Source organism: Nocardia sp. GP40 (genome assembly GCF_050434125.1).
Taxonomy (GTDB): Bacteria; Actinomycetota; Actinomycetes; order Mycobacteriales; family Mycobacteriaceae; genus Nocardia; species Nocardia albiluteola.
The window spans coordinates 77,538-103,967 of record NZ_JBNPVW010000017.1 but is presented as its reverse complement, the minus strand read 5'-3'; the positions used below and the strand labels follow the sequence as shown (position 1 = coordinate 103,967).

Sequence of the window (26,430 nt, the reverse complement as noted above, 5' to 3'; positions counted from 1 at the left end):
TCGTGTCAAGGTAGAGTTCCGGCATGCCCGCCGCTCCCCGCCAACACCGCGCCGCTCGCCACGCCCAGCCCGCAGCCGGGGCCGGGGCCGCCGCGCCGGCACCACGCAAGCAGCCGATCACCGTCGAGCGGATCACCGACGCCGCCTTGGAGGTCGTCGCCGCCGAGGGGTACGACGCCCTGACCGTCCGCCGGGTCGCCGCCGTGCTCGGCACCGGACCGTCGTCGCTGTACGCACACATCGTCAACAAGGACGATCTCGACGAGCTGCTGATCGGCAGACTCTACGCAGAGGTCACGCTCCCCGAACCGGACCCGGCTGCCTGGCGCGAGCAGCTACGCGGGGTGTACACGCAGATCCGCGACCAGTACCTGAAATACCCCGGCGTCTCGCGTGCCGCGTTGGCCACGGTGCCGACCAATCTCGAGACACTGCGTGTCGGCGAAGGCATCCTGGCGATCCTGCTCGCGGGTGGCATCGAACCCGGGACGGCCGGATGGGCACGCGACGCGCTGTCTCTCTACGTCAGCGCCTATGCGCTCGAACAGTCGCTGGTTCAGCAGCGGCGCCGGCGCCAGGATCAGGAATGGGTGCTCGGCCACGAGGAGTTGCTGGCCCGCTTCACCGCCCTGCCCGCCGAGAAATTCCCGCTGACTCGACGCCATGCCGCCGAGCTGATCACCGGCACCGGACCCGACCGCTTCGAGTTCACCCTCGGCCTGCTCATGAACAATCTGCGGCCCGCATCCGATTGACCGACCGCGCGCATCGGCCACAAGGGATTCCGGCGACACGCTCTTCCGACCCTGAGAAGACACCGCGCCGCCTGCTGCCGGTGGCCCGGCGGCCACCGGCAGCAGGCATCAGTCGGCCCACAGACGGGTGTCGTTGGCCTGGATCAGTGCTCGGATGCGAGCGATGGCGTCACCGGCAGCGAGGGCGGGAAGACGACGTCCGTCTCGCAGCCGTATCGCCACATCTCCGTTGGAGGCTTCAGCCGGCCCGACGATGAACTGGTATGGCGCCAGGCGGGTTTCACGCACCCGTGCCCCCAGGTTTCCTGCCTCGGCGGGCACCACCTGCACACGCAGACCCGCGCTCAGACAATGACCGCGGAGCTGGGCAGCGTCCGACTCCTGCGCGTCGGATACCGGCAGTACCACGACCTGAACAGGGGCCAGCCACGCTGGGAAGCTCCCGCCGTGAAGTTCGATGAGGTGCGCGACCACACGCTCGACGCTGCCGATGATACTGCGATGCACCATGACCGGCCGATGCTTGCCCCCGTCGGCGCCGATGTAGTGCAGATCGAACTGCTCGGGTTGATGGAAATCGACCTGCACGGTGGACAGGGTCGATTCGCGCCCGGCATGGTCGCTGACCTGGATGTCGATTTTCGGGCCGTAGAATGCGGCTTCGCCCTCGGCGGCCTCGTAGGGCACGCCGGACCGGTCGAGCACCTCGCTGAGAATCTTCGTTGCACGCTGCCACATCTCCGGCGCCGCAACGTATTTGCCGCTCGCGCCGGGAAGTGAAAGCCGGTAGCGAGCGTTGGTGATTCCCATGGCTTGGTATGCGGACCCGATCAGTGCGAGCGCCGCGGTGGCCTCGTCGGCGACCTGCTCGAGGGTGCAAAAAATATGTGCGTCGTTCAGTTGGATGCATCTCACGCGGGTCAAGCCGCCGAGCACACCGGACAGTTCCGAGCGGTACATCGCGCCGAGTTCGGCCATGCGCAGAGGCAATTCACGGTAGCTGTGGGAGCGAGACCGGTACATCACCGCGTGATGTGGGCACACGCTGGGCCGTAGCACCACTTGCTCACCACCGACGTCCATCGGCGGGTACATGTCGTCGTTGTAGTGCGCCCAGTGGCCAGAGATTTCGTAGAGCTCTCGCTTGCCGAGCACAGGAGAGTACACGTGCTGGTAGCCCGCTCGCCGTTCGGCGGTGCGGATGTATTCCTCGAGACTATGGCGCACGATCGCGCCATCGGGCAGCCAGTATGGTAGTCCGGCCCCGATCAATGGATCGGTGTCGAACAGGCTGAGTTCCCGGCCCAGTTTCCGGTGGTCGTGCACGTGAGTCTTCCTTCCAGTCGAAGGCGGATGACCACACGCGAAAGCCCCGGGCATCCGCCCGGGGCTTTGATCAGAACAGAGTCAGCGCGCCGGGACGTCGTCCGGCGTCGTAGTGAAGTAAGCGCGCTGCACGCCCAGCACGCTACCTCGCAACATCCCACAGCACAATGACAGAGCCAAACCAATGATCGAGACCGTCTCACGCACGTTCGTTCGCGAAACACCCTCGGTCGCATGTGAATGTTCGAAGTCGTGTGCACGGGTGACCTGCGGATTTCGGCGCGCGTGCAGGGGTCTTCGAACGTCGGCGTGTCTCGAACTGGTCTGCACTACGGCACTTTTGGCCTGTACCCCAGAATGGCGATACGTCGAACATGCTCACTCATGTGAACGACCGGCCTGTTGAAGTCACCTTCCGGCAGATCGGATCACGACCATCGAGGGGAGATCGCTTCAGGCGTTGGCGGGCTGGTCCGTTCCGGCGCCCCGCCGGCGGAGCGCTACAAGGTCGTGGCGGGGCTGTGGAAGTGTTTGCTCGTGTGCGCCTTCGACGGTGAATCCCGCGTCGGTGATCATCTGGCGGTCGTCGATGCCGGGCTGTCCCTCGCTGGTCAGGTAGTCGCCCAAGAAGATCGAGTTGGCCAGGTGCAGCGCCAGCGGCTGCAGGCTGCGGAGGTGGATCTCGCGACCGCCGGCGAGACGGACCTCGACGTCCGGGAAGAAGAACCGGAACAGCGCGAGGATGCGGATACAGCGTTCCGGGGTGAGGTCCCACCGGTTGCCCAGCGGGGTTCCCTCGAACGGAATCAGGAATTCACCGGCACCGAGTCCGGGTCGAGTTCGCGCAGTGCGATCGCCACATCGACGATGTCCTCGTCGGATTCGCCCATGCCGAAAATCGCCCCGGAGCACGGAGACAATCCGGCCGCGCCGGCGCGCGTGAGCGTATCCACGCGATCAGCGAAGGTGTGCGTTGTGCAGATTTCGGAGTAGCGGGCTTCGGCTGTATTGAGGTTGTGGCTGTAGGCATGCGAGCCCGCCGCCGCGAGCCGTTGGGCCTGCCCCTCGTTCAGCAAGCCGAGGCACGCACAGATCTCGACGTTCGGATTGTCGACTTTGATTGCGGCGATGGTGTTTTCGATCCGAGTGATGTCACGCTCGCCGGGCCCGCGCCCGCTGGCCACGAGGCAGACGCGCTTCGCGCCCGCGCGGACCGCGTGGTCGGCGATCTGCGCTGCCTTGTCCGGTGAGATCCACGAGTACTTGAGTGCCTCGGATTTCGAACCCAGGCGCTGGGAGCAGTAGCCGCAATCTTCCGGACACAAACCGCTTTTCATGTTCACGATCGTGTTCAATTTGACTCGCATCCCGAAGAACTCACGCCGCACCCGCGAACCCGCGGCGATCACGTCGATCAGTGGCTCCGAACCCGCCAGCAGCGCCAACGCCTCCGCCCTCGCGGGAGTCACACCGTCTAACGCCTTGTCTACCAACAGATCCAACAATCCACTCGTCATAACACGGCAACCTACCTCGAGCTTGAACGCCGTTCAAGTGTGCCCGTGAACAGCAGTCTTGCATGACATGACACATCCAGGAAACCCCGAAGGGCGCAAGTCCCGATGAAGCTCCGCCCACCGTTTGACGTGCATCAACTACACACGGCCGCAAGCCCTTCCATGAAACGTGAACGATGCAGATGCGGGTCCCGACGCACTGGGCCTGACCAGGAACTACGCGAACTCCGTTGGATTTTCGGCGATTACCACCGGGACCCGCACAAGGATCGACCACCGGGACAACAGCTCGACCCGGCCGACCGCGATCGAGATCCTGCCCGGACAAAGTCGGCGAATCGTCCGGCCGCCAGCCGCGGCCCGGATCGTGGCGCCCTTCCTCGTTCCTCAGCGGCCCTTCCAGACCGGTGGCCGTTTCTGGGTGAAGGCCAGCACGCCCTCGGTGGCGTCCTGGGAGGCCAGGGCCGTGGCGGCGACCTGGCCCTGGCGGGTGAACTCCTCGGCGACTGTCCAGTCCGCGGATTCTTCGATGATGCGTTTGCTGGCCAGAATGCTCAGCGGCGCGTTGACCGCGATGCGTTCGGCCAGAGCCAACGCGGCCTCGAGCGCCCCGCCCGGGTCTGCGAGCTGGTTCACCAGACCCAGCTCCGCGGCGCGAGCCGCGGTGATCGGGTCGCCGGTCAACGCCAGTTCCATCGCGATCGCGCGCGGGATGCGCCGCGCCAGCCGTAGCACCCCACCGCCGACGGCGACCAGGCCCCGCTTCACCTCCGGGATCCCGAAGGTCGAATTGCGTGCCGCGACAATCAGATCCGCGGACAGCGCAAGCTCGCAGCCACCGGCCAGTGCGGGCCCCTCCACGGCCGCGATGAGCGGTTTGCGCGGCGGCTGGGCCGCGATGCCCAGGATGCCCCGGCCCTGGGTCACCGGCACCTCCCCGCGGGCGGCGGCCTTGAGATCCATTCCGGCGCTGAAATATCCACCCGCGCCGGTCAGGATCGCCACCTGGGCGTGCGGGTCGGCCTCGTACGCGTCCAGGGCCCGCTCGATCCCCAGCGCGGTGGCCAGGTTCACCGCGTTGCGGACCTCGGGACGGTTGATGGTGATGATCGTGACCGCGCCCCGCCGCTCGACCAGCACGGGCGGCGCCGGCGGAGGCGGCAGCGGCATGCGATCACCTGCGGTAAAGGAGATCTGCCCGTCTCGCACGGTCACGGGCAGCCCGAGCGCGTCGCCGCGTCCTGCGGAATCGGGCCCGGCCGAATCGGCATCACGTGCGGGTCCAGCAGCCTCGGCCACAACCGAACCTGCCGCATCGGACTTGGCTGAATCCGGAACGCGGGTACCGGCAGTCGGCGCATCCGGCGCCGATGTATCGATGAGGCGATCGATCAACGTCTTGTCGGTGCTGCGCACCAGAATCCGGGCGCCGTCGGGTGCGATCAGGCTGACGATCGCGGCCTCGGGTTCCCCGTCGCGCCCGTATGGCACGGTGTAGGCCTCGATGACCGCGGGCCCCTCGTACTCGGTTCGTGCCGGACGCGGGGGCGGGGTGTCGATGATCGGTGTCAGGTGCTCGAAGCCCGCGCGCGGCGGCGTGGCCGAGTACACGCCCAGGGAGTGTTTGGTCAGGTACCAGCCCAGCGCGGTGGCCAGGCCGTAGGACTGCGGGTCCGTGCGTAGGGCGGTGATCAGCGAGGCTACCGCGTGTCCGCTGTAGTTGTTGCCCGGTCCGCCGCCGAAGGTGAGCCCGCCGGTCATCGACAGCGGCCGGTCCGGATCGTCCAGGGGCAGGCCCAGTTCGCGGGCGGCGATCTGCACCGCCACCGGGAAGCACGCGTACAGGTCGACGTGGGTCAGCTGGCCCGCAGTGATCCCGGCGTGCGCGAGCGCGGCCGCGCCCAGCGCCCGGATGGCCGGGGAGGTGGCCGGTTCGGCGCGTTCGCTGACGAACCATTCGTCGCAGCCCGAGGCGCCCGCGTGCGGGAACACCCATTTCTCCTGCGGGATGCCCGCGGCGGTCGCGGCCGCGACGCTGGCAACGATGATGCCGCTGGCCATGTCGACCTGCAGGTTGGCGCATTCGAGTTTGGTGTAGGGGGTGGAGACCATGCGATTGTCCCCGGACACGGCCGCGATCTGCTCGGCGCTGAATTTCTCGGGCTGCCAGGCGTATTCGTTCCCGGCGGCGACCTGCGACAGCCGCGACCACAGCTGGGCCACCTGCCGCGAGTGCTCCGCGGGTGTGCGGCCGAGCCGGTGCCGGTTCGCCGATTCGATCAGCGCGTACATGTGGGTCGGGGCGATCAGCTCGGCGGCCGTCTCCGCGGCGTTGTTCGCGGGCTTGTCGACCCCGGCGATGCGGGTGGGGGCCTGCGCGGGATCCTGTGCGGGCCACTGCAGGTCGATTCCCGCGCGCTGCGCCGCGGCCTGGGTGGCCCCGGCCTCGGCGCCGGCGACCAGCACGATCTCGTACTGTCCGGCGGCGATCGCCGCGGCCGCCTCGTTGAGCAGTAGCTGGGCGCCGTCACCGCCGAAGGGGCTGGACTGCACGGTGTCCGCGGCGCCCGCCCCGACTCGTTCGGCGATCACCGCGCCCAGATCCCGGTACTGCCACGAGGCGCACGCGACCGCGAACACCGCATCGGCCGAGCCCAGCAGCCCGGCATCGGCCCCGGCGTCCACCGCGGCGCGACGCAGCGCCCGCACCGCCAATTCGGCCGGATCGCTGTAACTCTCGTCCGGGGTGCGCTGCGCGATCTGCCCGGCGCCGATCAGCACCGGAGTGGCCGGATCCAGCCGGACGCCGGAGGCGGTGTGCAGCACCGGCTCCCGCGCCGGGCGCGCGGGCGGGGTGTATCCGGCGATCGCGGCGGGCAGCCGATCGAGGGATTCGCGCATGGCCTCCTCGAGGCTGCGTGCCACCGACCCGCCCAGCGGGCCCTCGATCGGCGGGCCGGCCACACCGGCATCGAAATCGACCACGGTCTGAGAATCGGTGCCCGACACCGTGATCCAGTAACCCAGGCGCACCTGCTGGGGCGCCTGGCCGCGTAGCTCGAAGCCGCGTTCGCTCACCGCGGCCACCCGCCACGCGATATCCACCGGCAGCCCCATGGCCTGGGCCTGCTGGGTGAAGGTCTGGCCGGTGTGCAGGGGCCCGGGCGGATCCCCGCGCCAGCCGTGGTGCAGGGAGAACCATTCGCCCAGACGGCCGAGCTCACGCAGATAGGCCCATACGGTCTCGATTGGCGCATCGATCGTCTGCTCGGCGTGTGCGGTCTTGGTGAATTCGCCGAGCCCGGACGGGGCGAGCCGCTCGCGCCGCTCCTCGGCCGAGACCGGGACCCGGACCTCGGCGGACGGACCGTCGGCCGAATCGGCCGGGCTGCCGGCGATCACCCCCGCCAGGAGTTCGCGTGCGAGCCGTGGATTGGCCCGCACCGCCCGCGCCAGCTCGCCACCCGCACGCAGATACGTCCGCGCGGCACGGATTCGATCGATACCGGACACTGGCGGTCACCGTCCTCTCCTCATCGAGTACTGGACCCCATTAGACCCTGCCTGTCCGACACCGGCGCGGCGCGGCCACTGGTCCCCAGGTGATACCTGTGCTCGGGCCCGCGACCGTCCAGCGACGCGGTCACCAGCCCATGAACTTCTCCCACTCCGGGCTCGGATGGAAGTAGTTGTCGAAAATCTCTGCGCTGTCGAGGATTTCCTGCGGATCGGCGGTGCCGTTGCGGATCCGGTCGATCATCCGGAAGTAGTCCGCCCGCGCGACGCCGGGCATCAGGAACAGCATGTCCACCCCGGTGTCCTCGGGGGTGGCGAAGGCGTGCGTGGTGTTCGGCGGCACCAGCAGGAAATCGCCGGTGCGGGCGGTGACGACCCGGTCGCCGGTCAGCACGTGCAGGCCGCCCTCGATGATGAAGAACATCTCCATCGTGTGCTCGTGGTGGTGCGGCAGCGCGCCCTGGGTGCCCTTGGCCATGACGGTGCGACTCGCGCTGATGCCCCCGCCCTCCCCGTCGCCGTCGGCCAGTAACCGGATCGACATGGGCGCCGCGCCCAGGACCTCCGCATCGTCCGCGCGGACCAGAAACGGCTCGGACTGACCTACATGCAGCATCGACATGTGCTGTCTCCCTTCTTCACCGGGGAGACGACGCAGCAAGCCCGAGCGTGACATCCGGGCCCGGACGCCGCCGCGGTAGCCGGTTCGGGTCCGGGAAACCCCTTGCCCACCTCAATATGTAATTGTAGACTTACCGTTCGTGGGGACTTACCAAAGTGCAGCGCTGGACGCCCTCGGAGATCCGACCCGCCGGGCCATCTTCGAACGACTCGGGCGCGGCCCGTGCGCGGTCGGACAACTCGCCGCCGAGCTTCCGGTCAGCCGCCCGGCCGTCTCGCAGCACCTCAAGGTGCTCAAACACGCGGGCCTGGTCACCGACGAGGCCATCGGCACCCGGCGGGTGTACCGGCTCGATCCGCGCGGAATCGACGCGCTGTGCGCATATTTCACCCACTTCTGGTCGACGGCGATGTCGGCATTCCGCGATGAGATGAACGAACAGGCCCGGCAGGGCGAACCCGAGGAGCAGACATGACACAGGTACAGCACAACAGCGACGTCCGCATCGAATTCCTTGTCGAGGCGCCCCCCGGCAAGGCCTACGAGGTCTTCACCGCCGGCATCGACAGCTGGTGGCCCCGCGCTCACCACCTGGGCACGGGCACCCTGGCCGAGGTGATCGTCGAACCACAGGTCGGCGGGCGGCTGGTCAACCGCGAAACCGACGGCACCGAATGCCCCTGGGGCACCGTGCTGATCTGGTCCCCGCCCGGGCATTTCGCGTTCTCCTGGGACATCTCCCTGGACTGGAAGCACCAGCCGGACCGGGCCCGCACCAGCCGCGTCGATATCACCTTCAGCGCCGCGGGCCCGGACCGCACCCGGGTCACCCTCGTGCATTCGGGCCTGGAAAACCACGGCGACGGTTGGGAATCCATGCGTGCCGCGGTCGCGGACCCGAACGGCTGGCCCGCGATCCAGGACCTCTACGGCAAGGCCGTCGCGGCCTGAGCGATCAGCGCCGGCCGATCAGAGCCGGATGCCCAGCAGCGCGTCGACCGCGGTGCCGATCTCGTCCGGCGCTGCGGCGTCCGGACCGCCGTACTCGAGCGCCTGCTGGGCCCAGTTGTCCACCGCGGCAAGGGCCTTGGGGGTGTCCAGGTCGTCGGCAAGATGCTGGCGCAGGCGCGCGATCGTGTCCCCGGCCGCCGGGCCCGAGGCCAGCGCCGCGGCGCGCTTCCAGGTGTCCAGGCGCGACAGAGCCTCGGCGAGTACCGCATCGGACCATTCCCGGTCCTGCCGGTAGTGCCCGGCGAACAGGCCCAGCCGGATCGCCGCGGGATCGGTGCCGGTGTTGCGCAGCTTGGACACGAACACCAGGTTGCCGCGGGACTTGGACATTTTCTCCCCGTCCAGCGCGATCAGCCCGGCGTGCACATAGTGGCGGGCGAACCGGCGACCGGCCACCAGCGCCTCGGCGTGGGCGGCGGAATACTCGTGGTGCGGGTAGATCAGGTCGCTGCCCCCACCCTGGATGTCGAACTCGGGTCCGATCCGGTTCAGAGCGATCGCCGCGCATTCGATGTGCCAGCCGGGGCGCCCCGCGCCGAACGGCGCGGGCCACGAGGGCTCCCCGGGCCGGGCCGCGCGCCACAGCAGCGCATCGATCGGATCGCGCTTACCGGGCCGGTCCGGGTCGCCGCCGCGCTCGGCGAACAACCGGTCCATGGTCGCGCGGTCGTATCCGGACTCGTACCCGAACTGCTCGGTGGCATCGTGGCGGAAGTAGACGTCCGGATACTGCGCGTCGGCGACCGCATAGGCCGCACCGCTTGCCAGCAGCTTGTCGACCAATTCGACAACCTCGCCGACCGATTCGATGGCGCCGATGTAGTCCCGGGGCGGTAGCACCCGCAGCGCGGCCATGTCCTCGCGATACAGCGCGATCTCCCGGGTGCCCAGCTCGCGCCAGTCCAGCCCGTCGCGCTCGGCGCGCTCGAACAGCGGATCGTCCACATCGGTGGTGTTCTGCACGTAGTGCACTTCGTGCCCGCCGTCGCGCAGCACCCGGTTCACCAGGTCGAAGGCCAGGTAGGTGGCCGCGTGCCCGAGATGGGTCGCGTCGTAGGGGGTGATGCCGCAGACGTACATGGTGGCCATCGGGCCGGGGCTCACCGGGCGCACCTGCCGGTCGGCGGTGTCGAACAATCGCAACGGCGGTCCGGATCCGGGGACGGTCGGGACGGCGATATCGGACCAGGACTGCATGAATCGAGAGTAAAGGTCTCCTGGACGTGCACGCCCGCCACCCCCGGGCAGCGGTGGTCCATGCCACTCCGGGCAACCCGCGCCCACCTGCATACTCACGCCGGATGCGAAAGCGCAACCGTTGCAATCTCACAGGCACTAATGCCGAGGGATCGATCCCGCGGGCCGATGCGCTCGGCCGCGGTCCGCGCTCAGAACGCGGGCCAGGGAATCGGGCGCGAGCTGCGGGGCATCGGCATCACCGGACGCTCCAGCAGCCGGCGCCCACGCGCGGCCAGCGCGGCGATCTCCTCATCGGTGATGTGCTGGGCCAGCGCGTCCCCGATCCGGCCCGGGACGGCCTCGACGAACGTGCTGATGTCGGCGAGCAACTCCGCGTCGACCGGTTCCCCGGCCCACCCCCACAGCACCGTGCGTAGCTTCGGTTCGGTGTGCAGGCAGATGCCGTGATCGACCCCGTACACCTCACCGTCCAGGCCCTCGAGGGCGTGCCCGCCCTTGCGGTCGGCGTTGTTCAGCAGCACATCCAGCACCGCCATGCGCTGCAGCCGCGGATCGTCCGCGTGCACCAGCGACACCTCCGCACCCGCGCCGTCGACCGCGCGCAGCACCTCACGGAAGCCGTCGGGCACCGCACCGGCGGGCACCAGGTCGACCAGGTCGAGGCGGTCGCCCTGCTCGGTGTGGTTGTCCACCGACTCGACCCAGCGCTGCACCATGCCCGGGCCCAGCGGGCCCTCCCGCAGGATCGTCTCGGGGATCACCGGCCAGCCCAGCGCCTGCGAGACCAGATACGAAGCCACCTCGCGGCCCGCGAGGGTACCGTCCGGGAAATCCCACAGCGGCCGCTCCCCGCGCACCGGTTTGTACACCACGCGCACACCCGCATCGGCGGCATCGGGTGTGCGGTCGCGGACCGTTCCGTCGACGCCGATCTCACACACCAGGGTCAGATTGCTGGCGGTGCTGATGCGACCGATCACCGCCAGATCACCGGAATAGAACCCGTCGCAGGCGCCGGCCACCTCACTCACGACTTCGCCTCGCCGACGCTCGGCTCCGTCGTGCGCGCAGCACGCTGCAACGCTGGTTCACTCCGCTGCGCTCCGCTCACGTGTCAGTCCTCGAGATCGCTCGCGCCGAAGATGTCGCCGCGCTTGTAGCCGTTGGTGCGCACACACATATGCCCCTTCGTGGACAGCGGTTCCCCGCACAGCGGGCACGGCGGGCGGCCCGCCGCGATCACCCGCGCCGACCGCAACGCGAACTCGCGCGCCTGCGACGGGGTCAGGAACACCCGCACCGCGTCGGGGCCCTCCTCGGTGTCGTCCAGCACCACCGACTCGTCGACCTCGGTCTCGGTAATCGCCAGCAACTCCACCACCACCGCGTTCGCATCCGCGTCCCAGCCCAGTCCCATGGTGCCGACGCGGAACTCCGCATCGATCGGGGTCTGCAGCGGCCCGGTGTCGGCCACATCGTCGGCCTGCGGGGGCACACTGGCCCCGAAACGGCGCGCCACCTCGTCCAAGAGCAGGCCCATCCGATCGGCCAGGACCTTGACCTGCTGCTTCTCCAGCAGCACGCTGACCACCCGCGGTTGCTCAACGGCCTGCAGGTAGAAGGAGCGATCGCCCGGCTCACCGACGGTTCCGGCGACGAAACGATCGGGGGTGCGAAACACGTGGATTGCTCGGCTCATCTGCACCTCCTGAAACCACACTGCACTACTTACTACAAGGAATCGGGACTTTGGGAATTCCCATTATCCGCATCCGGCGGGCGACCGGTCGCCGCGTCGCCGGCGCTCGCGGCGGCGTTCGGTTCGGGACCGACCTCGCCGCCGGGAACCGGCCCGGCGCGCTCGCCCGAGCGTTGCTCCGGCGGTGCGGACAGCGCGGACAGGTCCGCGCCGGTGTCGTTGACCCGCCACACGTACGGCGCGGTCGGGGTGTACCGCACGACGCTGATCGAGGCCGGTTCCACCATCAGGCGCTGGAAGCCGTCCAGGTGGATGCCGAACGCGTCGGCCAGGATCGACTTGATCACATCGCCGTGGGTGCAGGCCACCCACAGGGTGTCGCGGCCGTGCTGTTCGGCGAAGCGGCGGTCGTGTTCGCGGATGGCGGCCACGGCCCGGTGCTGCACCTGCGCCAGGCCCTCCCCGCCGGGGAACACCGCTCCCGAGGCGTGGCCCTGCACGACCTTCCACAGCGGCTCGCTGACCAGTTCGGACAGCGCGCGGCCGGTCCACTGGCCGTAGTCGACCTCGAGGATGCGCTCCTCGGTCTCGGGCTCGAGGCCCAGCTTGTCCGCCAGCGGGCCCACGGTGCGCATGCAGCGCAGCAGCGGGGAGGCGACGATATGCTCGATCGGCAAGGGCGCCAACCGTTCCGCCAGCGCCTGAGCCTGCTCGCGACCCCGGTCGGTCAGATCCACGCCCGGACTGCGCCCGGCCAGGGTGCGGGCCGTGTTCGAGGTCGACACCCCGTGCCGCAGCAGGATCACCGTCATGGTCCTCAGCGTAAGCGATCACGAGCCGCGATCCACGACCGCGAGCCGTGCGTTCGCCGGGCATTCATTACGCCTACGGCGAATTCGGCTCCGTCCGTACCGTTTTGCCGACGCCACCGCACTGTGCTGAGCGCCCCGGGCGGCATCGGCGCCGAGCCCGTCGCGACCGGGTCCGCCGGAATCACCCGGATACCACCTGCCGACCGATCGGTACGGCGGTTCGCCGCGCCGGAGCGCGTCCCGAACGGATTGTGGCCCTAGGCTCTTGGATGTGACGGAAGTGTGGGCACGGTGATGGAACAGCGAGCGGTCGGGCGCAGTGGCCTACGGGTCTCCCGGATAGGCCTGGCCACCCACACCTGGGGCAGGGAAACCGATCCGGACGACGCCGCGGTGCAGCTGGTGGCGTTCGTCGAGGCCGGGGGCACCCTGCTGGACACCTCTCCCGCCTACGGCGGCGGGGCGGCCCAGCGGATCCTGGGCGAGCTGGTGAACGAGCTGGTGCCGCGCGACGACCTGGTGATCAGTGGCTGCGCGGGCCTGACACCGCGCCCGGTCACCGATCCGAACGGTGCACCCGGCGCCGAGCTGCGCTGGCGCGTGGACGCCTCGCGGCGCACCCTGCTGCGCCAGCTCGATCGCACCCTGACCCAGCTGGGCACGGACTACCTGGACATATGGAGCGTGGCAGCCTGGGATCCGCACACTCCCCTCGACGAGATCACCGCGACCCTCGACGACGCGGTGCGCTCGGGCAAGGTCCGCTACGGCGGGGTGCGGGGGCTGGACGCGTGGCAGCTGGCCACGATGGCGTGCGCGGCGCCGATCACCGCCGCCCAGACCCCGTATTCGCTGCTCGCGCGCGGCGCCGAACACGACATCGTGCCCGCCGCACAGCATCACGGCGTCGGGCTGATCGCGACGACCCCGCTGGCCTGGGGCATCCTGACCGGCAAATATCGCGACGGGGTGCCCGCCGATTCGCGCGGCGCGGAGGAGGCCACGGCCACCCAGATCCGCGAGCGCCTCGACGATCACGCCGACCGGGTGGTCGATGCCCTGGTCACCGCCGCCGACGGCCTGGGCACCTCACCGCTGGCGGTGGCCCTGGCCTGGGTGCGGGACCGGCCCGCGGTGGCCTCGCTGATCGTCGGCGCGCGCGATATGGGCCAGCTGACCGGCGTGCTGGCCGCGGAAACCCTCGAACTGCCCCGCGCGATCGCCGCGGCCCTGGACGACGTCAGCAGCATCTGAGTCACCGGGTCACCGACCGCCGCCGTCCGAAGACGGCGGCGGTTCGTGGTTTCGGGGCCGATCGCCGCCGCTGTGTCTTCGGTGAACGGACCGGGCCGGGCGCATCCCGCTCGCCCGTGACCCCGGCCACCCACTTAGGCTAGCCTCATGATCTGTCTCGATCGGATGCGCTCGTCCCGCGCCGGATCTGCCCGGCCACTGCGCCACATCGCGCCGGCCCTGTTCGGAGTGCTGCTCGTGACCGTGGTCGCAGCCTGCGGATCCTCCAGCGGCACAGGCGCTTCCGCGGCCGGGCGCGGGCCCGCCACCGCCGTGCTGGCCGATCCGAACCCGGTGGTGATCGGCCCGGCACCGCATCCGGCGTTGCCGGTGACCGTGCACTCCTTCGACGGCTCCCAGGTCACCGTGACCGACGCCGCCCGAATCGTCGCGGTCGACCAGTACGGGACGCTGGCCCAGACCGTGTGGGCGCTGGGACTGGGCGCGAACCTGGTCGGCCGCTCCACCTCCGCGGCGTTCCCGGCCGCGAAGGATGTGCCCAACGTCGCGGGCGGCAGCGGCAGCATCAACGTCGAAGCCGTTGCCGCACAACGGCCCTCGGTCTTCCTCACCGACACCGTCAGCGCCACCCCCACCATGCGCGATCAACTGAGGGCGCTGGGTATCACCGTGGTCTACTTCGACCCCGCCCGCACACTGGCCGGGGTCGCCCCGCAGATCCAGGCCGTGGCCGATGCACTCGGGGTGAACGAGCAGGGCAAGGCCCTGGCCGAGCGCACTCAGCACGAGATCGATGCCGCGGTCGCCGCGGTGCCCAAGCAGCACCCCGCACCCAGCATCGCGTTCCTGTACCTGCGCAGCACCGCGATCACGATGATGGCCGGGCCCGGTTTCGGCTCGCACGCCCTCATCACCGCCCTGGACGGCACCGACGCCGGCGAAGCGATCACCCAACCGTTCATCCCGATAACCAGCGAATCCATGATCGCCGCGAATCCCGATGTGTTCCTGGTCATGTCGGACGGCCTGAAATCGGTCGGCGGCGTCCAGGGGCTGTCCAAGGTGCCCGGCGTCGCCCAGACCACCGCCGGACGGGACAAGCGCGTCATCGACATGGCCGATTCGGTGCTGCTGAGCTTCGGCCCCAACACCGGTCGCATCATCGCGGCCCTCTCGCACGCCATGTACGGCGCCCCGGCATGACCGAGCCGTCCGGATCGGCCTCCATGCCATCGGATTCGGCGAACTTGACGGGCGCAGGGCTCGAAGCGCAGGCACCCGAATCGGCCGCGGCCATCGAGGACCGGGCGTTCGCCGCGAACGGTGCAGCGGATGCCGAGCCGCACTCGGTGCAGCCCCGTCCGGCGCCGCGGCGGCGCTCGCGGGTGGCGGTGGTGTTCGCGGTGTCGATCGTGCTGCTCGTTGCGCTGGCGTTGATTTCCGCGGCCGTCGGGCAGGTGCCCACGACGCCGCTCGAGGTCGCCGGAACCGTCCTGCATCGCATCGGGCTGGACTGGGGGCCGCTGCCCAGGCATCCGGCGGGGCAGATCACGTTGCTGCAGGTGCGGTTTCCGCGAGTGGTGCTGGCGATACTGGTCGGTGCGGCGCTGGCGACGGCCGGGGCGCTGCTGCAGGGGGTGTTCGCCAATCCGCTGGCCGAGCCGGGTGTGATCGGGGTGTCGGCGGGGGCGGCGGTCGGTGCGGGTGTGGTGATCGTGGCCGGTGGTGCGTTCGTCGCGGCGTGGTCGGTGGCAGCGGGTGCGTTCGTGGCCGGGCTCGGGACGACGCTGCTGGTGTATCTGCTCTCGCGCTCGGGCGGGCGGACCGAGACGGTGACGCTGGTGCTGACCGGTGTGGCGGTCAACGCGTTCGCCGGTGGGCTCATGTCGTTTCTGCTGTTCACCGCCTCGGATGCGGCCCGCGATCAGATCGTGTTCTGGCAGTTGGGTTCCCTGAACGGCGCGACCTGGCAGTCGGTGGCGGTGGTCGCGCCGCTCACCACGGCCGGGGTGCTGGCCGCGGTGGTGATGGCCCCGCGGCTGGATTTGCTCGCCCTGGGTGAATCCGCGGCCCGGCATCTGGGGGTGGATGTGGAACGGTTGCGGCGCAACGTGATCCTGGTGGTCGCGATCCTGGCCACCGCGGGTGTGGCGTTCACCGGGATCATCCTGTTCGTGGGATTGATCGTGCCGCATGTGGTGCGGATGCTCGTGGGCCCGGCGCACCGGGTGCTGATCCCGCTCTCTGCGATCCTGGGCGCGGTGATCTTGCTCGCAGCCGACATCGGCGCCCGCGACCTGGTCACCAACGCGGACCTGCCGCTGGGCATGCTCACCTCGCTGGTCGGCGGGCCGTTCTTCTTCTGGCTGCTGCGTCGCACCCGCGCCCGCTCGGGAGGCTGGGCATGATCGGGATCCGCAGGATGTTCGTACGCGAGCACGGCATTCCCGAGCCTCCGGCCCATGGTGCGGTGACGCTGCGGGCGCAGGGGGTGAGCGTCGAGCGCGGCAGCGGGCGGCTGGTGCTGGATCGGGTGGATCTGGACGTGGTGGCGGGGCAGATCCTGGCGCTGGTCGGGCCGAACGGCGCGGGCAAGTCCACGCTGCTGGCGGCGCTGGCCGGAGAGCTCGAACTCGCCTCGGGCACGGTCCAACTGGATGGTCGGGCGCTGCGCGACTGGGCGACGGTCGATATGGCGCGCCGGCGCGCGGTGCTGCCGCAGACCCACACGGTGGGATTTCCGTTCACCGCCCGTGAAGTCGTCGCGATGGGCCGCGCCCCGTGGGCCCGTACCCCGCGCCGCGAGGACGACGAGGCCGCCATCGAGGCCGCCCTGGCCGCCACGGACGTGAGTCACCTTGCCGCGCGGGCGTTTCCGGCGTTGTCCGGCGGTGAACGTGCCCGGGTCGCGCTGGCCCGGGTGCTGGCCCAGGACACCCACACCCTGCTGCTGGACGAGCCCACCGCCGCATTGGATCTGGGACATCAGGAGGCGGTGCTGCGCCTGGCGCGCGATCGCGCGGGCGCGGGCGCGGCGGTGGTGGTGGTACTGCACGATCTGGGAGTCGCGGCCGCCTACGCCGACCGGGTCGCGGTGCTCGAGTCGGGTCGCCTGGCCGCCTGCGGCTCCCCGCGCGAGATCCTCACCCCCGGCCTGCTGACCCGCGTCTATCAACATCCGGTCGAGGTGATCGACCATCCCGTCACCGGCGCCCCGTTGGTCCTGCCGCTGCGCCGCTGACCGAATGCCCCGGCACCCTCGTTCCGCCCCACCGCCCTGCACGACCCCGGCGAACTGGTCGGCGGCGAGCTCACCGCCACACGAGTTTGAGGACCGCGGGGGTCAGTAGCAGGCGGATGACGGTGGCGTCCAGGATCAGTGCCGCGATCATGCCGTAGGCGATGTATTTCATGAGCACTAGATCGGAGAACCCGAACGCCCCGGTGACGACGATGAGGATGGCGGCGGCGGAGGTGATCACGCGGCCGGTGTGCGCGATGCCGTAGCGGATGGCCTCCGGTGGGGGCGCGCCGGCGGCGCGGGCCTCGGTCATGCGGGACTGCAGGAACACCTCGTAGTCGGTGGACAGCCCGAACAGCACCGTCACGATCAGCACCAGCACCGCGAACATCAGCGGCCCCGGCGTGAAACCCAGCACCGCCGCCCCGTGTCCCTCCACGAAGATCCAGGTCAGCACCCCGAGGGTGGCGCCCAGGCTCAGCGCGCTCATCGCGACCGCCTTCACCGCCAGCACCAGCGACCGGAACGCGGCGTACATCAGCGCGATCGCCGCGAGCACCAGAATCGCCGCGAGTTCCGGTAGTCCGTGCAGGAGCCCGGTGATGCTGTCGTGTTCGAGCGCGGGCACCCCCGCCACCATCACCCGCACCCCGGTCGGCTTCGGGATCGCACGCAGGGTGTCGATCGCCGGGCCCGCGTGCGTCTGATCGGTCAGCCCAGCCTGCAGCACGGTGATGCCGCGGGTGGTCGGCGCGGCCGCCTCGAACGGACCGGTCAGGCCCGGAGCGAAGTTCGCCTGGAAGCGGATATCGGACAGCTGACGCGAATTCGCGCCCACCACAACCAGCTTCAGCGGTTCGGTGCGGAAGTCGGGGAACAGTGCGTCGAAATGTTCCTGCGCCACCCGCGCCGGGTTGTCCGCCGCCAGATACCGTTCGCTCAACCCCCCGAACGCGATGTGCCGGAACGGAATCAGCAACAGTAGCAGCCCCAGCACCACCGGCACGATCACCCGCCACGGGCGCCGCATCGCCAACAGCGCCAGATCCGAGAAGAACCCCTGCCCGCGCGCGGCGCGCAGCCGCCGCGACACCCCCAGCGGCGCTGCGGAACCCACGCCCGCGAGCCCGTGCCAGCCCCACAGGTCGATGCGTTCGCCCACGATGCTCAGCAGCGCCGGGAGCGCGGTCACCGACAGCACCGCGGCCAGCAGCACCGCGCTGATCCCGCCGTACGGCACCGACCGCAGCACCTGATGCGGATAGATGAACAGCGCGCCCAGGCTGATCGCGATGATCGCCGCGGAGAACAGCACCGTGCGCCCGGCGGTGGCCACGGTGCGGGCGGTGGCCTCCTCGACGCCGTGCCCGGCGGCCAGCTCCTCCCGGAACCGGGTCACCGCGAACAACCCGTAGTCGATGGCCAGGCCCAGGCTCACCAGGGTGACCACGGCGCTGGCGAACACGTTGACATCGATGACATCGGTCAGCCCCCGGATGATGCCCTGGGTGCCCACGATCGTCATACCGCCGATCAGCACCGGCAGCAGCGCCCCGATCAGCCCCCCGAACACGAAGTACAGCAGGATCGCCACCAGCGGCAGCGCGATCAGCTCCGCGCGCCGGATGTCGTGCTGCATCCCCAGATTGATGCCCTCCACCACCGGCTGCAGCCCGGCCAGCTGCACCGTGGTGCCGCCGGGCCCGCTGCCGGGTGGGCCCGCACCCAGATCGTTCTCGATGGTCAGGTAGTTGTTCACCGTCTGGGTGTCCTGCCCGCGCAGCCCGATGCTGGCGAACGCGTGGGTGCGCGAGGCGTCGGCGAACTGGCCCATCATCGGGCCGTCGAAATAGCTGTCGATCTTCTTGATCCGGTCCGGGTACCGGGCCCGCAGCGCGGCGAGTGCCTGCGTGATCGCCGTGTGCACCTTCGGGGTGTCCACGGTGGCGCCGGGCGGGGCGGTGTAGAGGGCGATCACGTCGGCGTCGGTGTCGCGGCCGAAGGTCTCATCCGCGAGCTGGGAGGCGACCACCGATTCGCTGTGGTCGTCGAACCAGCCGCCCTGGGTCAGCCGCGGCCCCAGATCCCGCCCGCAGAACCCCGAGATCGCGATCGCCAGCACACACACCGCCAGCACCACATACCGGTGCCGGTGCACGAACCGCCCCCACCGCAGCGGCAGCGTCCGGGACCAGTGCTGCGCTTCCACTGTCGTAGCCGCGCGCCTCCGCTGAGCCGTCTCACTCACCCGCACACTCCGTTCGCGTTCCGGTGTCCGCCGCACGCGAACCGGGCACCCCTGAGTGTTCCCGGCCCGGTGCCGCTGCACCGTCCACGACTCCGGTTCGCCGTGCCGCTCTCGCCGGGATGCGTTGTGCCGCTGCCTGGTTCGCAATACCGCTCAGGTTCGCAGTTCCGGCGATGTGCCCCCGCCGGAACTGCTGGGTGCAGTGCGGATCGTGCCGCGGCGCCCGCGTCCGGGCGGCCACGACCGTGACAGCGGCGCTGGACGGGGCTGTGTGGTCGACTTCGGGAAGCCCGCCGCGGCGGCGCACCCACGGTGTCGCCGTGCGTGAGATCCTCTGTGCCACTGAACTATTCACCCGATGCACTCCTGGGCCGGGATCACCCGCAGGCGGGGGTCTTGTAATCGGCCGAGCGCAGGACACCGCACAGGTCGTTGCGCGAGATCTTCCAGGTGTCGTTGATATCGATGAAATGCATGATGGTGGTGCGCACGTTCTCGCCGGTGCCGTCCTTGTCCAGGCGCAGGGTCGCGGTCAGGGTGCCGTCGTGATTGTCGAACACCGGGTCCACCACTCCGTAGACCGCGCGCGGATTGTCGTGCAGCGCCTTGTACATGTCCGGGATGGAGGAGGCGAACGCCTGGCCGTCCTGAATCAGGTTGGTGCGATCACTGTCCGGCAGTGTGGGATCCAGCGCCCGTTTCAGTTGCGCGTCCAGCTGGGCGGCGGTCGGAATCGGTGGCCGGTTCGCCGAACTCACCGCCGCGGCCTGCGAGGAGGAGCTCAGCGCGGCGTATGCCGAGGACCGGGCCGCGGCCACCGAGGCCGCATCCGGATCGCCCCCGCACGCTGCCGCTCCCATCGCGAGCGCCACCAGCGCGCACACCGCGCCCGCCCATCGACCGCGGGCCGATCCTCGCACAGCCATCCACATCCTCACCGGCGTCGAAACAGGTCCAAGTTAACCGGACTTCTGCCCCCAGTCTGGCACGCTGTGGTGTGCCCGGCCGTATTCCGGCCCGGCATGTTCGCGGCCGCGGCCCTCAGATACCGTCCAGGACCGCGCTCAGGCGCAGCAGCAGGGCGTGCACGGTGGCGGGGGCGATGCCCACGGGCGGGCCGACCGGGGTGGCCAGCGGGATCAGGTCGCAGACCAGCGCGCGCACGCTGCGGGCATCGCCGAGGTCGATATCGGTGACGGGGGCCTGCGCGCGGGCGACCACATCCTCCGGGCCGGGCACGTCGGCCTCGAGCCCGGCGCGGTAGATCTCGAGGGTCAGGATGGAACCGACCGTGCGGAACGCGAACGACCGCCCCTCACCCGCGCCGCCGAATCCGTGCGCGAAGGGCCCGACGGTGAGGTCGTCGAGGGTGAATCCGGACCGCGGATCTGTGGTCAACCGGCTCTCCTGGTTCGGGTTGGTCGAACTACACGTTAACCCCGGGTACCGACAGAGTGATCATCGCAAGGCGGGATGACGGGGCCGATCGGCGGCGAATGCGACGCGCCCAGGGTGCGGAAGCACCCCGGACAGCGGGCCGGGTCCGCGATCATGGTCAGATAAAGAAGTCCGCTCGAGCGGTCGGGGCCCGTGTCCGGGCCCGGTGCGGGACACCGCACGGTGGTCGGTGAGAAGGAGTTCGGAGTATGCGTGCTCGCGGTGAATCCGGAGCCCGCGCGGCGTCACGACGCGCCGTGCATCGGCCGGGACTGCGGGCCGTGAGCCGATCATCGATGGCCGCACTGCTGGCCGTGGCCACCGCCGCGGCACTGCTGAGCGGATGTTCCAAGAACTCCGGATACACCGGCAGCACCCCGGCCGCGGCCCCGGGCCACGCCGCGACCGCCCCGGCAACGACCGCCACCCCCGCCGGGACCGTCGTGCCCAGCGGCCCGATCGCCGCGGCGCTGGCCGAGCCCGCCACCGGTGCGCTGCTGCTCCTGGATTCCGACGGGGTCACCGTGCGCATCCTGGATCCCGCCGACCTGGCCGCCCCGGCCCGCACCGTGACCCTGCCCGCCCGCACCACGGCGCTGACCCCGGGCCCGGAGGGTCAGGTCCTGGCCGCGGCTGGGAGTCAGGTGCTGCACATCGACCCGGCCGCGGCCAGTGTGCACGCCACCCCCGTCGACGGGCAGGTCCGCTCGGTGGCCCAGCGCGCCGACGGCACGGTGGCCGCGGGCCTGGCCGACGGGCGGGTGCTGATCCTGGGTGCGGACGGGCATGTGACGCAGACGTTCACCGGCCTCGGCGGCAACGACGCGATCGTCGCTCCCGGCTCGGCGATCGTGACGCTGGACCGCGACCGGACCACGCTGACCCAGGTCGACATCAAACGCGCGCGGCCCGGGCTGCAGCTGCGCGCGGGCATCGGGGCGGTGAACATGATCACCGACCATTTCGGCCGGATGCTGGTCACCGACACCGCCGGCGGTGCGCTGCTGGTGTACACGCCCGATCCGCTCGAAATGCACCAGTGGTTCCCGGTAGGCTCCTCGCCCTACGCCGAGGCCTACGACCAGGCCACCGAAACACTCTGGGTGAGCTTGACCGGGACCAACGAAGTTGTCGGCTACGACCTGTCGACGGGTATACCGGAGGAAGTGAGGCGCTTCGCCACGGTGCGCCAGCCGAACTCGGTGACGGTCGACTCCCGCACCGGCGACCTGTTCGTGGGGTCCGCGACGGGTGCGGGTCTGCAGCGGATCGGCGCGGACGAGAGGAAGAGAGGGCAGTGATGACTCGGGCCTCGGCGCACCGTTCACCACGCAGACGGTCGATTCCGGCAAGTTGGGAGGAGACCAGCGACGAAGGAGAATACGAGTACGTGCCGTTACGACTACCCCCCGAGATCAACCGGGTGACAGCCTCGATGCGGTTGTCCATCCAGGCCGAGTACGGCGGCTGGGAGCTGTCGCGGGTCCGGGCGTACACCGACGGCAGCCGGCGGGTGCTGCTGCGGCGGCGTAAAACCACGGCCCCGGTGCCGGAACCGGGGATGTGATCGGCATGTACGCGTTATTGCTTCGCCTGATGTTCCTGCTGCCTCCCGAACGCATTCACCATCTGGCCTTCGTCGCGATGCGCCTGGCCACCCGCTTCGCCCCGGCCCGCGCGCTGCTGGCCCGGTTGACCGTGACCGGCGATCCGATCCTGCGCACCACCGCGTTCGGCGTGGATTTCCCGGCGCCGATCGGGTTGGCGGCCGGGTTCGACAAGGACGCCGAGGGCGTGAACGCTTGGGGCCCACTGGGTTTCGGATTCGCCGAGATCGGCACGGTCACCGGGCAGGCGCAGCCGGGCAATCCCGCGCCGCGCCTGTTCCGCCTCCCTGCCGATCACGCGCTGATCAATCGGATGGGATTCAACAATCACGGCGCGGCCGCGGCGGCGGCACGGTTGCGCACGCGGCGGCCCGGCGGGGTCCCGATCGGCGCCAACATCGGCAAGACCAAGATCGTGCCGGCCGAGCAGGCGGCCGCCGACTACGTCACCAGCGCCGAGCTGCTGGGCCCGCTCGCCGATTTCGTCGTGGTCAATGTCAGTTCCCCCAATACGCCCGGCCTGCGGGATCTGCAGGCGGTGGAATCGCTGCGGCCGTTGCTGGCCGCGGTGCTGGACTCGGTGAACAAGCCGGTGCTGGTGAAGATCGCGCCGGATCTGTCGGACCAGGACATCGACGCGGTCGCCGATCTGGCGGTGGAGCTGGGGCTGGCCGGGATCGTGGCCACCAACACCACCATCGCCCGCGATCGTCTGCGCACCCCGGCCGCGCAGGTCGCCGCGATGGGCGCGGGCGGGCTGTCGGGTCCGCCGGTGGCCGAGCGGTCCCTCGAGGTGCTGCGGCGGCTGTATGCCCGGGTCGGAGACCGCCTGGTGCTGGTGTCCGTCGGCGGCATCGAGACCGCCGAGCAGGCCTACGAGCGCATCCTGGCCGGGGCCACCCTGCTGCAGGGGTACACCGGATTCATCTACGGCGGGCCGCTGTGGACCCGGCGCCTGCACCGCGGCCTGGCCGCGCAGTTGCGTGCGGGGGGGTACGCCACGCTGTCCGAGGCGGTCGGCGCCGGGCACACCACCCGCGCCTGAACTCCCGCACGCTCTCGGCGTGCTGTGCACACCTGCATCCCGTGCCGAGTTGCGTCGCGTGTGTGCGGCCGGACCCGCACCCACCGGGGCATGTCCCCACCGCGGGGCTGTGTAACCGGGGCCGGGTCGGCGCCCGTCACGAGCAGCGTGGGCCCGGGCCAGAGAGCACCGGCTCGGATTCGCGGCGGGTGCGCATGCCCGAATGCCAGCGCATCCGGTCGATCATGCGCCGCGACAGCAGGATCACCGCGTGCTCGTAGTGCACGCCCAGCACGGACGCGTGCTCGGCAACCTTGCGGTGGGTGGGCTCGTCGTGCACCGCGGCCGGATCGCTGAGCAATTCGTCCAGTTCCATGCCCGCGCACGCCTGCGCGTGCGAGAGGCGATGCTCGGGCAGCCAGCTCAGCCGCCACACCGCGACCCCGACGCCGATGGCGCGCCAGGCGTATTCGGGCGTGCGGTCACTGGTCATCGCCCACTCTGTCGTCTCGATGGTCACGGCATTCTCCTCTCGGATGCCGCCCGGGCGACCCGCCGCCGCCCGGAACGGACGATTACTCGCTACATCGGCGCCGAGTGCCGGAAAGTGGCGAACCGATGTGGGTTTGCCGGATGTCCTCCGGCGGTGCGGGCGGCGTGTGCACGCCGCGCTGGACAAGGGCTCGTGAATGGGTGCGGCGCGAGGTGCCGCTGCCGTTGCCGGATGCGGCGCTTGCACAGAATCGCATCCGTCATCTGGACCTCCCCGGGGCCGCTGGCGTTCAAGATCGCCGATTGCGCCGCGGCACTTGACATTCCGTCCGGACAAATGCCGCGATATGTTGGGTATTGCCGGTTCTCATCGGCGATAAACCCGGCAATCTCCGATCCCTTGCCCTATCGTCTGCTCGGGAGCGGGTACTGCGCAACTGAAAAACGGAGGTGATGCGCACATGGCCGGACACGACGCCGCGACCGAGGCCGTGCGCAATGTGCTGTCCCGCCTGCGCAAACGCCGCGGCCTGCGATCCAATCGCCTGGACAGCACCGAGATCGATGCCGGGCCGCTGCTGGAGCTGCACGTCATCGCCCGCCACGCCGACCGCGCCGGGCTGCGCCGCGAGGACGCGGTCGCCCCGGTGCTGCGCGAGCTGGTGCGGCGCCTGCCCGCCACCGAACGCCTGATCACCGACACCGAACTGGCCCTGGGCCTGCTGGATACCGTGCCCGCCAACGGCGTGGATCCGGCCGGGCTGTACGCCGATGATCTCGGGGCGCGCCGCCAATATTTGTGCGAGCACTGGCAGGAGCTGCACCGCGCGCTGCGCGCTGAGACGATCCCGCCCGCACCCACGGTGAGCCAGCTGCGGCGCACACCCGAGCGTCGCGCGTTCACCGAGCTGGCCCGCCTGCTGGTCGACGACGGCGCACAGACCGCACCGCTACCCGATCTCGCCGGGCGTGCCGCCCAGCCCAGCGTGGGCCGGGTCACCGTCGTCGGCGACGCGGTGATCGATCACCTGTACCGCGTGGAACACCGGCCCCGCCCGCACACCACCGTGAACGGCAGCCTCATCACCCACCCCGGCGGCAAGGGCCTGGCGCGCGCGGTCGCGACCGCGCGCCTGGGCCTCGAGGTGCAGCTGATGGCCGCGGTCGGCGAGGACCAGTCCGGCCGGCGCATCGTGGACTACCTGCGCGGCCAGCGGATCGGCACCGAGCTCATCACGCTGCGCCCGGGCACCCCGACCCCGGTAACCGCGGTGATCATCACGCCCTCGGGCGAGCCGACGATCATCGCCTGCAAGGCCGACATGGCCGCGCTGAGCATGGAAGATCTCGCCAGCCCGGCCGCGGTGCAGGCGCTGAGTTCGGCCGATGCGGTGCTGATGAGCTTCGAGCAGCCCGTATCGATCCTCGAGCACGTGCTGGCCACCCTCGGCGGCCTGGCCCACCGGCCCATCGTCATGGTGCACGCCGCACCCCCGGTCACCCGCCCGCAACGGCTGTATCCGCACCTGCGGTCGGTGGACTACCTGATCGGCAGCACCGAGGAGCTGCGCCAGCTGACCACCCTGCACGGCGAGGAAGACCCGGTACCGCAGCTGCGGCTGCTCGGTGTGCAAACCGTGTGCGCGATCGACGATTTCGGGTGTTCGGTGCGTTCGGACACCATCGATCTGGATGTGCCGCCGTTCCCGGCGCTACTGACCGGTTCCCCCGGCGCGCACGCCGCGTTCTCCGCCGCGCTGGCGTATCGTCTGCTCCGATCACGGCAGCCCGCCGAGGCGAGCGATTTCATCTGGGCGACCGCCGCGATGGTGGCCACCCAGTCGCTCGACAATGTTCCCAGCGCCATGCCACCGGCGGACCGGATCGACCACATCGTGAAATTCGCTTCGGAGGAACAGTGACCGTTGTCGTGCCCGCCCTCGCGGCGCCCGCGCACGTCATGCCAGAGACCGTCGTACCCGCACCCGGGACCGGCACCGAGCACACCTTCAACCGTCACGGACGCGAGATTCCGTTGCGGATACTGGAGATCGGCGGCGACACCGACCACGGGCATCTGCTGGTGTTCGGCGACCCCGGCCCCGATTGCCTGGTCCGGATCCATTCACGCTGCCTGTACGGGGAGTCGCTGGGCTCGGACGACTGCGATTGCGGACCGGAGCTGGACAAGGCCCTGGACATGATCCAGGACGCCGGCGCGGGCGTGCTGATCTACCTCGAACAGGAGGGCCGCGGGGCCGGGCTGCTGGCAAAGGCGCGCGGATACCGGCACAGCGAGCAGTACGGCGCGGACACCTTCGCCAGCTACGAGGCCCTGGGCTACCCGGCCGACGCCCGCAGCTACACCGTGGCCGTGGAGCACCTGCGGGTGCTGCTGGACGACCTCGGGGTGCGGGCAATCCAGTTGCTGACCAACAATCCCGATAAAGCACGCGCCGTGCGCGAGGCCGGGATCGCGGTGTCGGTGCTGCCGCTGGCCACCGCCGCTCTCAGCGCCCGGGCCAGCGACTACCTCGAGGCCAAGCGGCGCCGGCGTCGGCACTGGATCCCCACCGCCGAGGCGCCCTGGGCTCCAGAACCCCGCTGACCGGGGTGAACCTGCGGGCCCGGCATCCCAGGTAGCACACGCGACCGAGCACGGATCGTTA

25 protein-coding genes are annotated in these 26,430 nt (G+C 70.1%); 12 read left to right on the top strand and 13 right to left on the bottom strand.

Annotated features, from left to right (window positions below; all coding sequences use genetic code 11):
- The first annotated feature begins 23 nt into the window (after positions 1 to 23).
- Entirely contained in the window at positions 24 to 755 is a 732-nt protein-coding gene (locus tag ABH933_RS37880) for a TetR/AcrR family transcriptional regulator (RefSeq protein ID WP_429425008.1), read from the top strand.
- A 108-nt stretch (positions 756 to 863) separates the two neighbouring features.
- Here the strand turns inward: ABH933_RS37880 and thrS are convergent, their stop codons facing one another.
- The 5 genes from thrS to ABH933_RS37855 form a co-directional block, all read right to left on the bottom strand.
- Positions 864 to 2,081, bottom strand: coding sequence for a threonine--tRNA ligase (thrS, locus tag ABH933_RS37875; RefSeq protein WP_429425006.1), 1,218 nt, complete (start codon positions 2,079 to 2,081; stop codon positions 864 to 866).
- Positions 2,082 to 2,534: 453 nt separating this feature from the next.
- A complete protein-coding gene (locus ABH933_RS37870; protein WP_429425004.1) occupies positions 2,535 to 2,993 on the bottom strand; it encodes a hypothetical protein in 459 nt (152 codons plus the stop codon).
- Positions 2,888 to 3,526 carry a biotin synthase BioB gene (gene bioB, locus ABH933_RS37865; protein WP_429425001.1) on the bottom strand — a complete coding sequence of 213 codons (639 nt, stop codon included), beginning with the start codon at positions 3,524 to 3,526 and terminating at the stop codon, positions 2,888 to 2,890. The genes ABH933_RS37870 and bioB overlap by 106 nt, the downstream gene beginning before the upstream one ends.
- A gap of 459 nt (positions 3,527 to 3,985) precedes the next feature.
- Positions 3,986 to 7,111, bottom strand: a complete 3,126-nt coding sequence (locus ABH933_RS37860) for a type II toxin-antitoxin system Rv0910 family toxin (protein WP_429424999.1) — start codon at positions 7,109 to 7,111, stop codon at positions 3,986 to 3,988.
- Between the two features lie 130 nt (positions 7,112 to 7,241).
- Positions 7,242 to 7,736 (bottom strand): cupin domain-containing protein, encoded by a 495-nt coding sequence (locus ABH933_RS37855; RefSeq protein ID WP_429424997.1) that lies wholly within the window; start codon positions 7,734 to 7,736, stop codon positions 7,242 to 7,244.
- A gap of 139 nt (positions 7,737 to 7,875) precedes the next feature.
- On the opposite strand from ABH933_RS37855, the gene ABH933_RS37850 reads away from it, so the two are divergent.
- Positions 7,876 to 8,211 (top strand): ArsR/SmtB family transcription factor, encoded by a 336-nt coding sequence (locus ABH933_RS37850; RefSeq protein ID WP_429424995.1) that lies wholly within the window; start codon positions 7,876 to 7,878, stop codon positions 8,209 to 8,211.
- Positions 8,208 to 8,687 carry an SRPBCC family protein gene (locus ABH933_RS37845; RefSeq protein WP_429424992.1) on the top strand — a complete coding sequence of 160 codons (480 nt, stop codon included), beginning with the start codon at positions 8,208 to 8,210 and terminating at the stop codon, positions 8,685 to 8,687. Before ABH933_RS37850 ends, ABH933_RS37845 begins: the two co-directional genes overlap by 4 nt.
- Before the next feature lie 18 nt (positions 8,688 to 8,705).
- Here ABH933_RS37845 and mshC read toward each other — a convergent pair whose 3' ends face one another.
- The 4 genes from mshC to ABH933_RS37825 all read right to left on the bottom strand — a co-directional run bounded on the left by mshC (position 8,706) and on the right by ABH933_RS37825 (position 12,458).
- Entirely contained in the window at positions 8,706 to 9,944 is a 1,239-nt protein-coding gene (gene mshC / locus ABH933_RS37840; protein ID WP_429424989.1) for a cysteine--1-D-myo-inosityl 2-amino-2-deoxy-alpha-D-glucopyranoside ligase, read from the bottom strand.
- A gap of 191 nt (positions 9,945 to 10,135) precedes the next feature.
- Positions 10,136 to 10,978, bottom strand: a complete 843-nt coding sequence (locus ABH933_RS37835; protein ID WP_429424987.1) for an SCO1664 family protein — start codon at positions 10,976 to 10,978, stop codon at positions 10,136 to 10,138.
- 83 nt (positions 10,979 to 11,061) lie between these two features.
- On the bottom strand, positions 11,062 to 11,646 hold the full coding sequence (locus ABH933_RS37830; RefSeq protein WP_215920116.1) for a DUF3090 domain-containing protein: 585 nt from the start codon (positions 11,644 to 11,646) through the stop codon (positions 11,062 to 11,064).
- Positions 11,647 to 11,678: 32 nt separating this feature from the next.
- On the bottom strand, positions 11,679 to 12,458 hold the full coding sequence (locus tag ABH933_RS37825; RefSeq protein ID WP_429424985.1) for a histidine phosphatase family protein: 780 nt from the start codon (positions 12,456 to 12,458) through the stop codon (positions 11,679 to 11,681).
- A 294-nt stretch (positions 12,459 to 12,752) separates the two neighbouring features.
- Here ABH933_RS37825 and ABH933_RS37820 point away from each other — a divergent pair, with 294 nt between their 5' ends.
- From ABH933_RS37820 to ABH933_RS37805, 4 genes are all read left to right on the top strand, one after another.
- Entirely contained in the window at positions 12,753 to 13,712 is a 960-nt protein-coding gene (locus ABH933_RS37820) for an aldo/keto reductase (RefSeq protein WP_429425243.1), read from the top strand.
- 165 nt (positions 13,713 to 13,877) lie between these two features.
- Complete coding sequence (locus ABH933_RS37815; RefSeq protein ID WP_429425241.1) at positions 13,878 to 14,915, top strand: heme/hemin ABC transporter substrate-binding protein; 1,038 nt, start codon at positions 13,878 to 13,880, stop codon at positions 14,913 to 14,915.
- Between the two features lie 146 nt (positions 14,916 to 15,061).
- On the top strand, positions 15,062 to 16,120 hold the full coding sequence (locus tag ABH933_RS37810) for a FecCD family ABC transporter permease (RefSeq protein ID WP_429425239.1): 1,059 nt from the start codon (positions 15,062 to 15,064) through the stop codon (positions 16,118 to 16,120).
- Positions 16,121 to 16,134: 14 nt separating this feature from the next.
- Positions 16,135 to 16,953, top strand: coding sequence for a heme ABC transporter ATP-binding protein (locus ABH933_RS37805; RefSeq protein ID WP_429455234.1), 819 nt, complete (start codon positions 16,135 to 16,137; stop codon positions 16,951 to 16,953).
- 70 nt (positions 16,954 to 17,023) lie between these two features.
- On the opposite strand, the gene ABH933_RS37800 is transcribed toward ABH933_RS37805, so the two are convergent.
- The 3 genes from ABH933_RS37800 to ABH933_RS37790 form a co-directional block, all read right to left on the bottom strand.
- The gene (locus tag ABH933_RS37800) at positions 17,024 to 19,162 is read right to left on the bottom strand and encodes an MMPL family transporter (RefSeq protein WP_429425236.1); all 2,139 of its coding nucleotides are present in this window, start codon (positions 19,160 to 19,162) and stop codon (positions 17,024 to 17,026) included.
- Between the two features lie 416 nt (positions 19,163 to 19,578).
- Entirely contained in the window at positions 19,579 to 20,127 is a 549-nt protein-coding gene (locus ABH933_RS37795; protein ID WP_429424981.1) for a hypothetical protein, read from the bottom strand.
- A gap of 115 nt (positions 20,128 to 20,242) precedes the next feature.
- A complete protein-coding gene (locus ABH933_RS37790; protein WP_429424979.1) occupies positions 20,243 to 20,599 on the bottom strand; it encodes a hypothetical protein in 357 nt (118 codons plus the stop codon).
- Positions 20,600 to 20,847: 248 nt separating this feature from the next.
- Here ABH933_RS37790 and ABH933_RS37785 point away from each other — a divergent pair, with 248 nt between their 5' ends.
- Genes ABH933_RS37785 through ABH933_RS37775 form a run of 3 tightly spaced genes read left to right on the top strand, consistent with a single transcriptional unit; the run spans position 20,848 to position 23,290 of the window.
- Entirely contained in the window at positions 20,848 to 21,939 is a 1,092-nt protein-coding gene (locus ABH933_RS37785) for a YncE family protein (RefSeq protein WP_429424976.1), read from the top strand.
- A complete protein-coding gene (locus ABH933_RS37780) occupies positions 21,939 to 22,205 on the top strand; it encodes a DUF5703 family protein (protein WP_215920127.1) in 267 nt (88 codons plus the stop codon). The genes ABH933_RS37785 and ABH933_RS37780 overlap by 1 nt, the downstream gene beginning before the upstream one ends.
- A gap of 5 nt (positions 22,206 to 22,210) precedes the next feature.
- The gene (locus ABH933_RS37775) at positions 22,211 to 23,290 is read left to right on the top strand and encodes a quinone-dependent dihydroorotate dehydrogenase (RefSeq protein ID WP_429424974.1); all 1,080 of its coding nucleotides are present in this window, start codon (positions 22,211 to 22,213) and stop codon (positions 23,288 to 23,290) included.
- Between the two features lie 136 nt (positions 23,291 to 23,426).
- On the opposite strand, the gene ABH933_RS37770 is transcribed toward ABH933_RS37775, so the two are convergent.
- Positions 23,427 to 23,789, bottom strand: a complete 363-nt coding sequence (locus tag ABH933_RS37770) for a hypothetical protein (protein ID WP_429424972.1) — start codon at positions 23,787 to 23,789, stop codon at positions 23,427 to 23,429.
- A 433-nt stretch (positions 23,790 to 24,222) separates the two neighbouring features.
- On the opposite strand from ABH933_RS37770, the gene ABH933_RS37765 reads away from it, so the two are divergent.
- Complete coding sequence (locus ABH933_RS37765) at positions 24,223 to 25,683, top strand: PfkB family carbohydrate kinase (protein WP_429424970.1); 1,461 nt, start codon at positions 24,223 to 24,225, stop codon at positions 25,681 to 25,683.
- Positions 25,680 to 26,369: a GTP cyclohydrolase II gene (locus ABH933_RS37760; RefSeq protein ID WP_429424968.1), complete on the top strand. Its 690-nt coding sequence runs from the start codon at positions 25,680 to 25,682 to the stop codon at positions 26,367 to 26,369. The genes ABH933_RS37765 and ABH933_RS37760 overlap by 4 nt, the downstream gene beginning before the upstream one ends.
- The last annotated feature ends 61 nt before the right edge of the window (positions 26,370 to 26,430 follow it).

Bases quoted from the DNA above. Each gene is read 5' to 3' on its own strand.
- ABH933_RS37880 (WP_429425008.1), top strand. From the start codon at position 24: ATGCCCGCCGCTCCCCGCCAACACCGCGCCGCTCGCCACGCCCAGCCC.
- ABH933_RS37855 (WP_429424997.1), bottom strand. From the start codon at position 7,736: ATGTCGATGCTGCATGTAGGTCAGTCCGAGCCGTTTCTGGTCCGCGCG.
- ABH933_RS37845 (WP_429424992.1), top strand. From the start codon at position 8,208: ATGACACAGGTACAGCACAACAGCGACGTCCGCATCGAATTCCTTGTC.
- mshC (WP_429424989.1), bottom strand. From the start codon at position 9,944: ATGCAGTCCTGGTCCGATATCGCCGTCCCGACCGTCCCCGGATCCGGA.
- ABH933_RS37830 (WP_215920116.1), bottom strand. From the start codon at position 11,646: ATGAGCCGAGCAATCCACGTGTTTCGCACCCCCGATCGTTTCGTCGCC.
- ABH933_RS37825 (WP_429424985.1), bottom strand. From the start codon at position 12,458: ATGACGGTGATCCTGCTGCGGCACGGGGTGTCGACCTCGAACACGGCC.
- ABH933_RS37820 (WP_429425243.1), top strand. From the start codon at position 12,753: ATGGAACAGCGAGCGGTCGGGCGCAGTGGCCTACGGGTCTCCCGGATA.
- ABH933_RS37815 (WP_429425241.1), top strand. From the start codon at position 13,878: ATGCGCTCGTCCCGCGCCGGATCTGCCCGGCCACTGCGCCACATCGCG.
- ABH933_RS37805 (WP_429455234.1), top strand. From the start codon at position 16,135: ATGTTCGTACGCGAGCACGGCATTCCCGAGCCTCCGGCCCATGGTGCG.
- ABH933_RS37795 (WP_429424981.1), bottom strand. From the start codon at position 20,127: ATGGCTGTGCGAGGATCGGCCCGCGGTCGATGGGCGGGCGCGGTGTGC.
- ABH933_RS37785 (WP_429424976.1), top strand. From the start codon at position 20,848: ATGCGTGCTCGCGGTGAATCCGGAGCCCGCGCGGCGTCACGACGCGCC.
- ABH933_RS37780 (WP_215920127.1), top strand. From the start codon at position 21,939: ATGACTCGGGCCTCGGCGCACCGTTCACCACGCAGACGGTCGATTCCG.
- ABH933_RS37775 (WP_429424974.1), top strand. From the start codon at position 22,211: ATGTACGCGTTATTGCTTCGCCTGATGTTCCTGCTGCCTCCCGAACGC.
- ABH933_RS37765 (WP_429424970.1), top strand. From the start codon at position 24,223: ATGGCCGGACACGACGCCGCGACCGAGGCCGTGCGCAATGTGCTGTCC.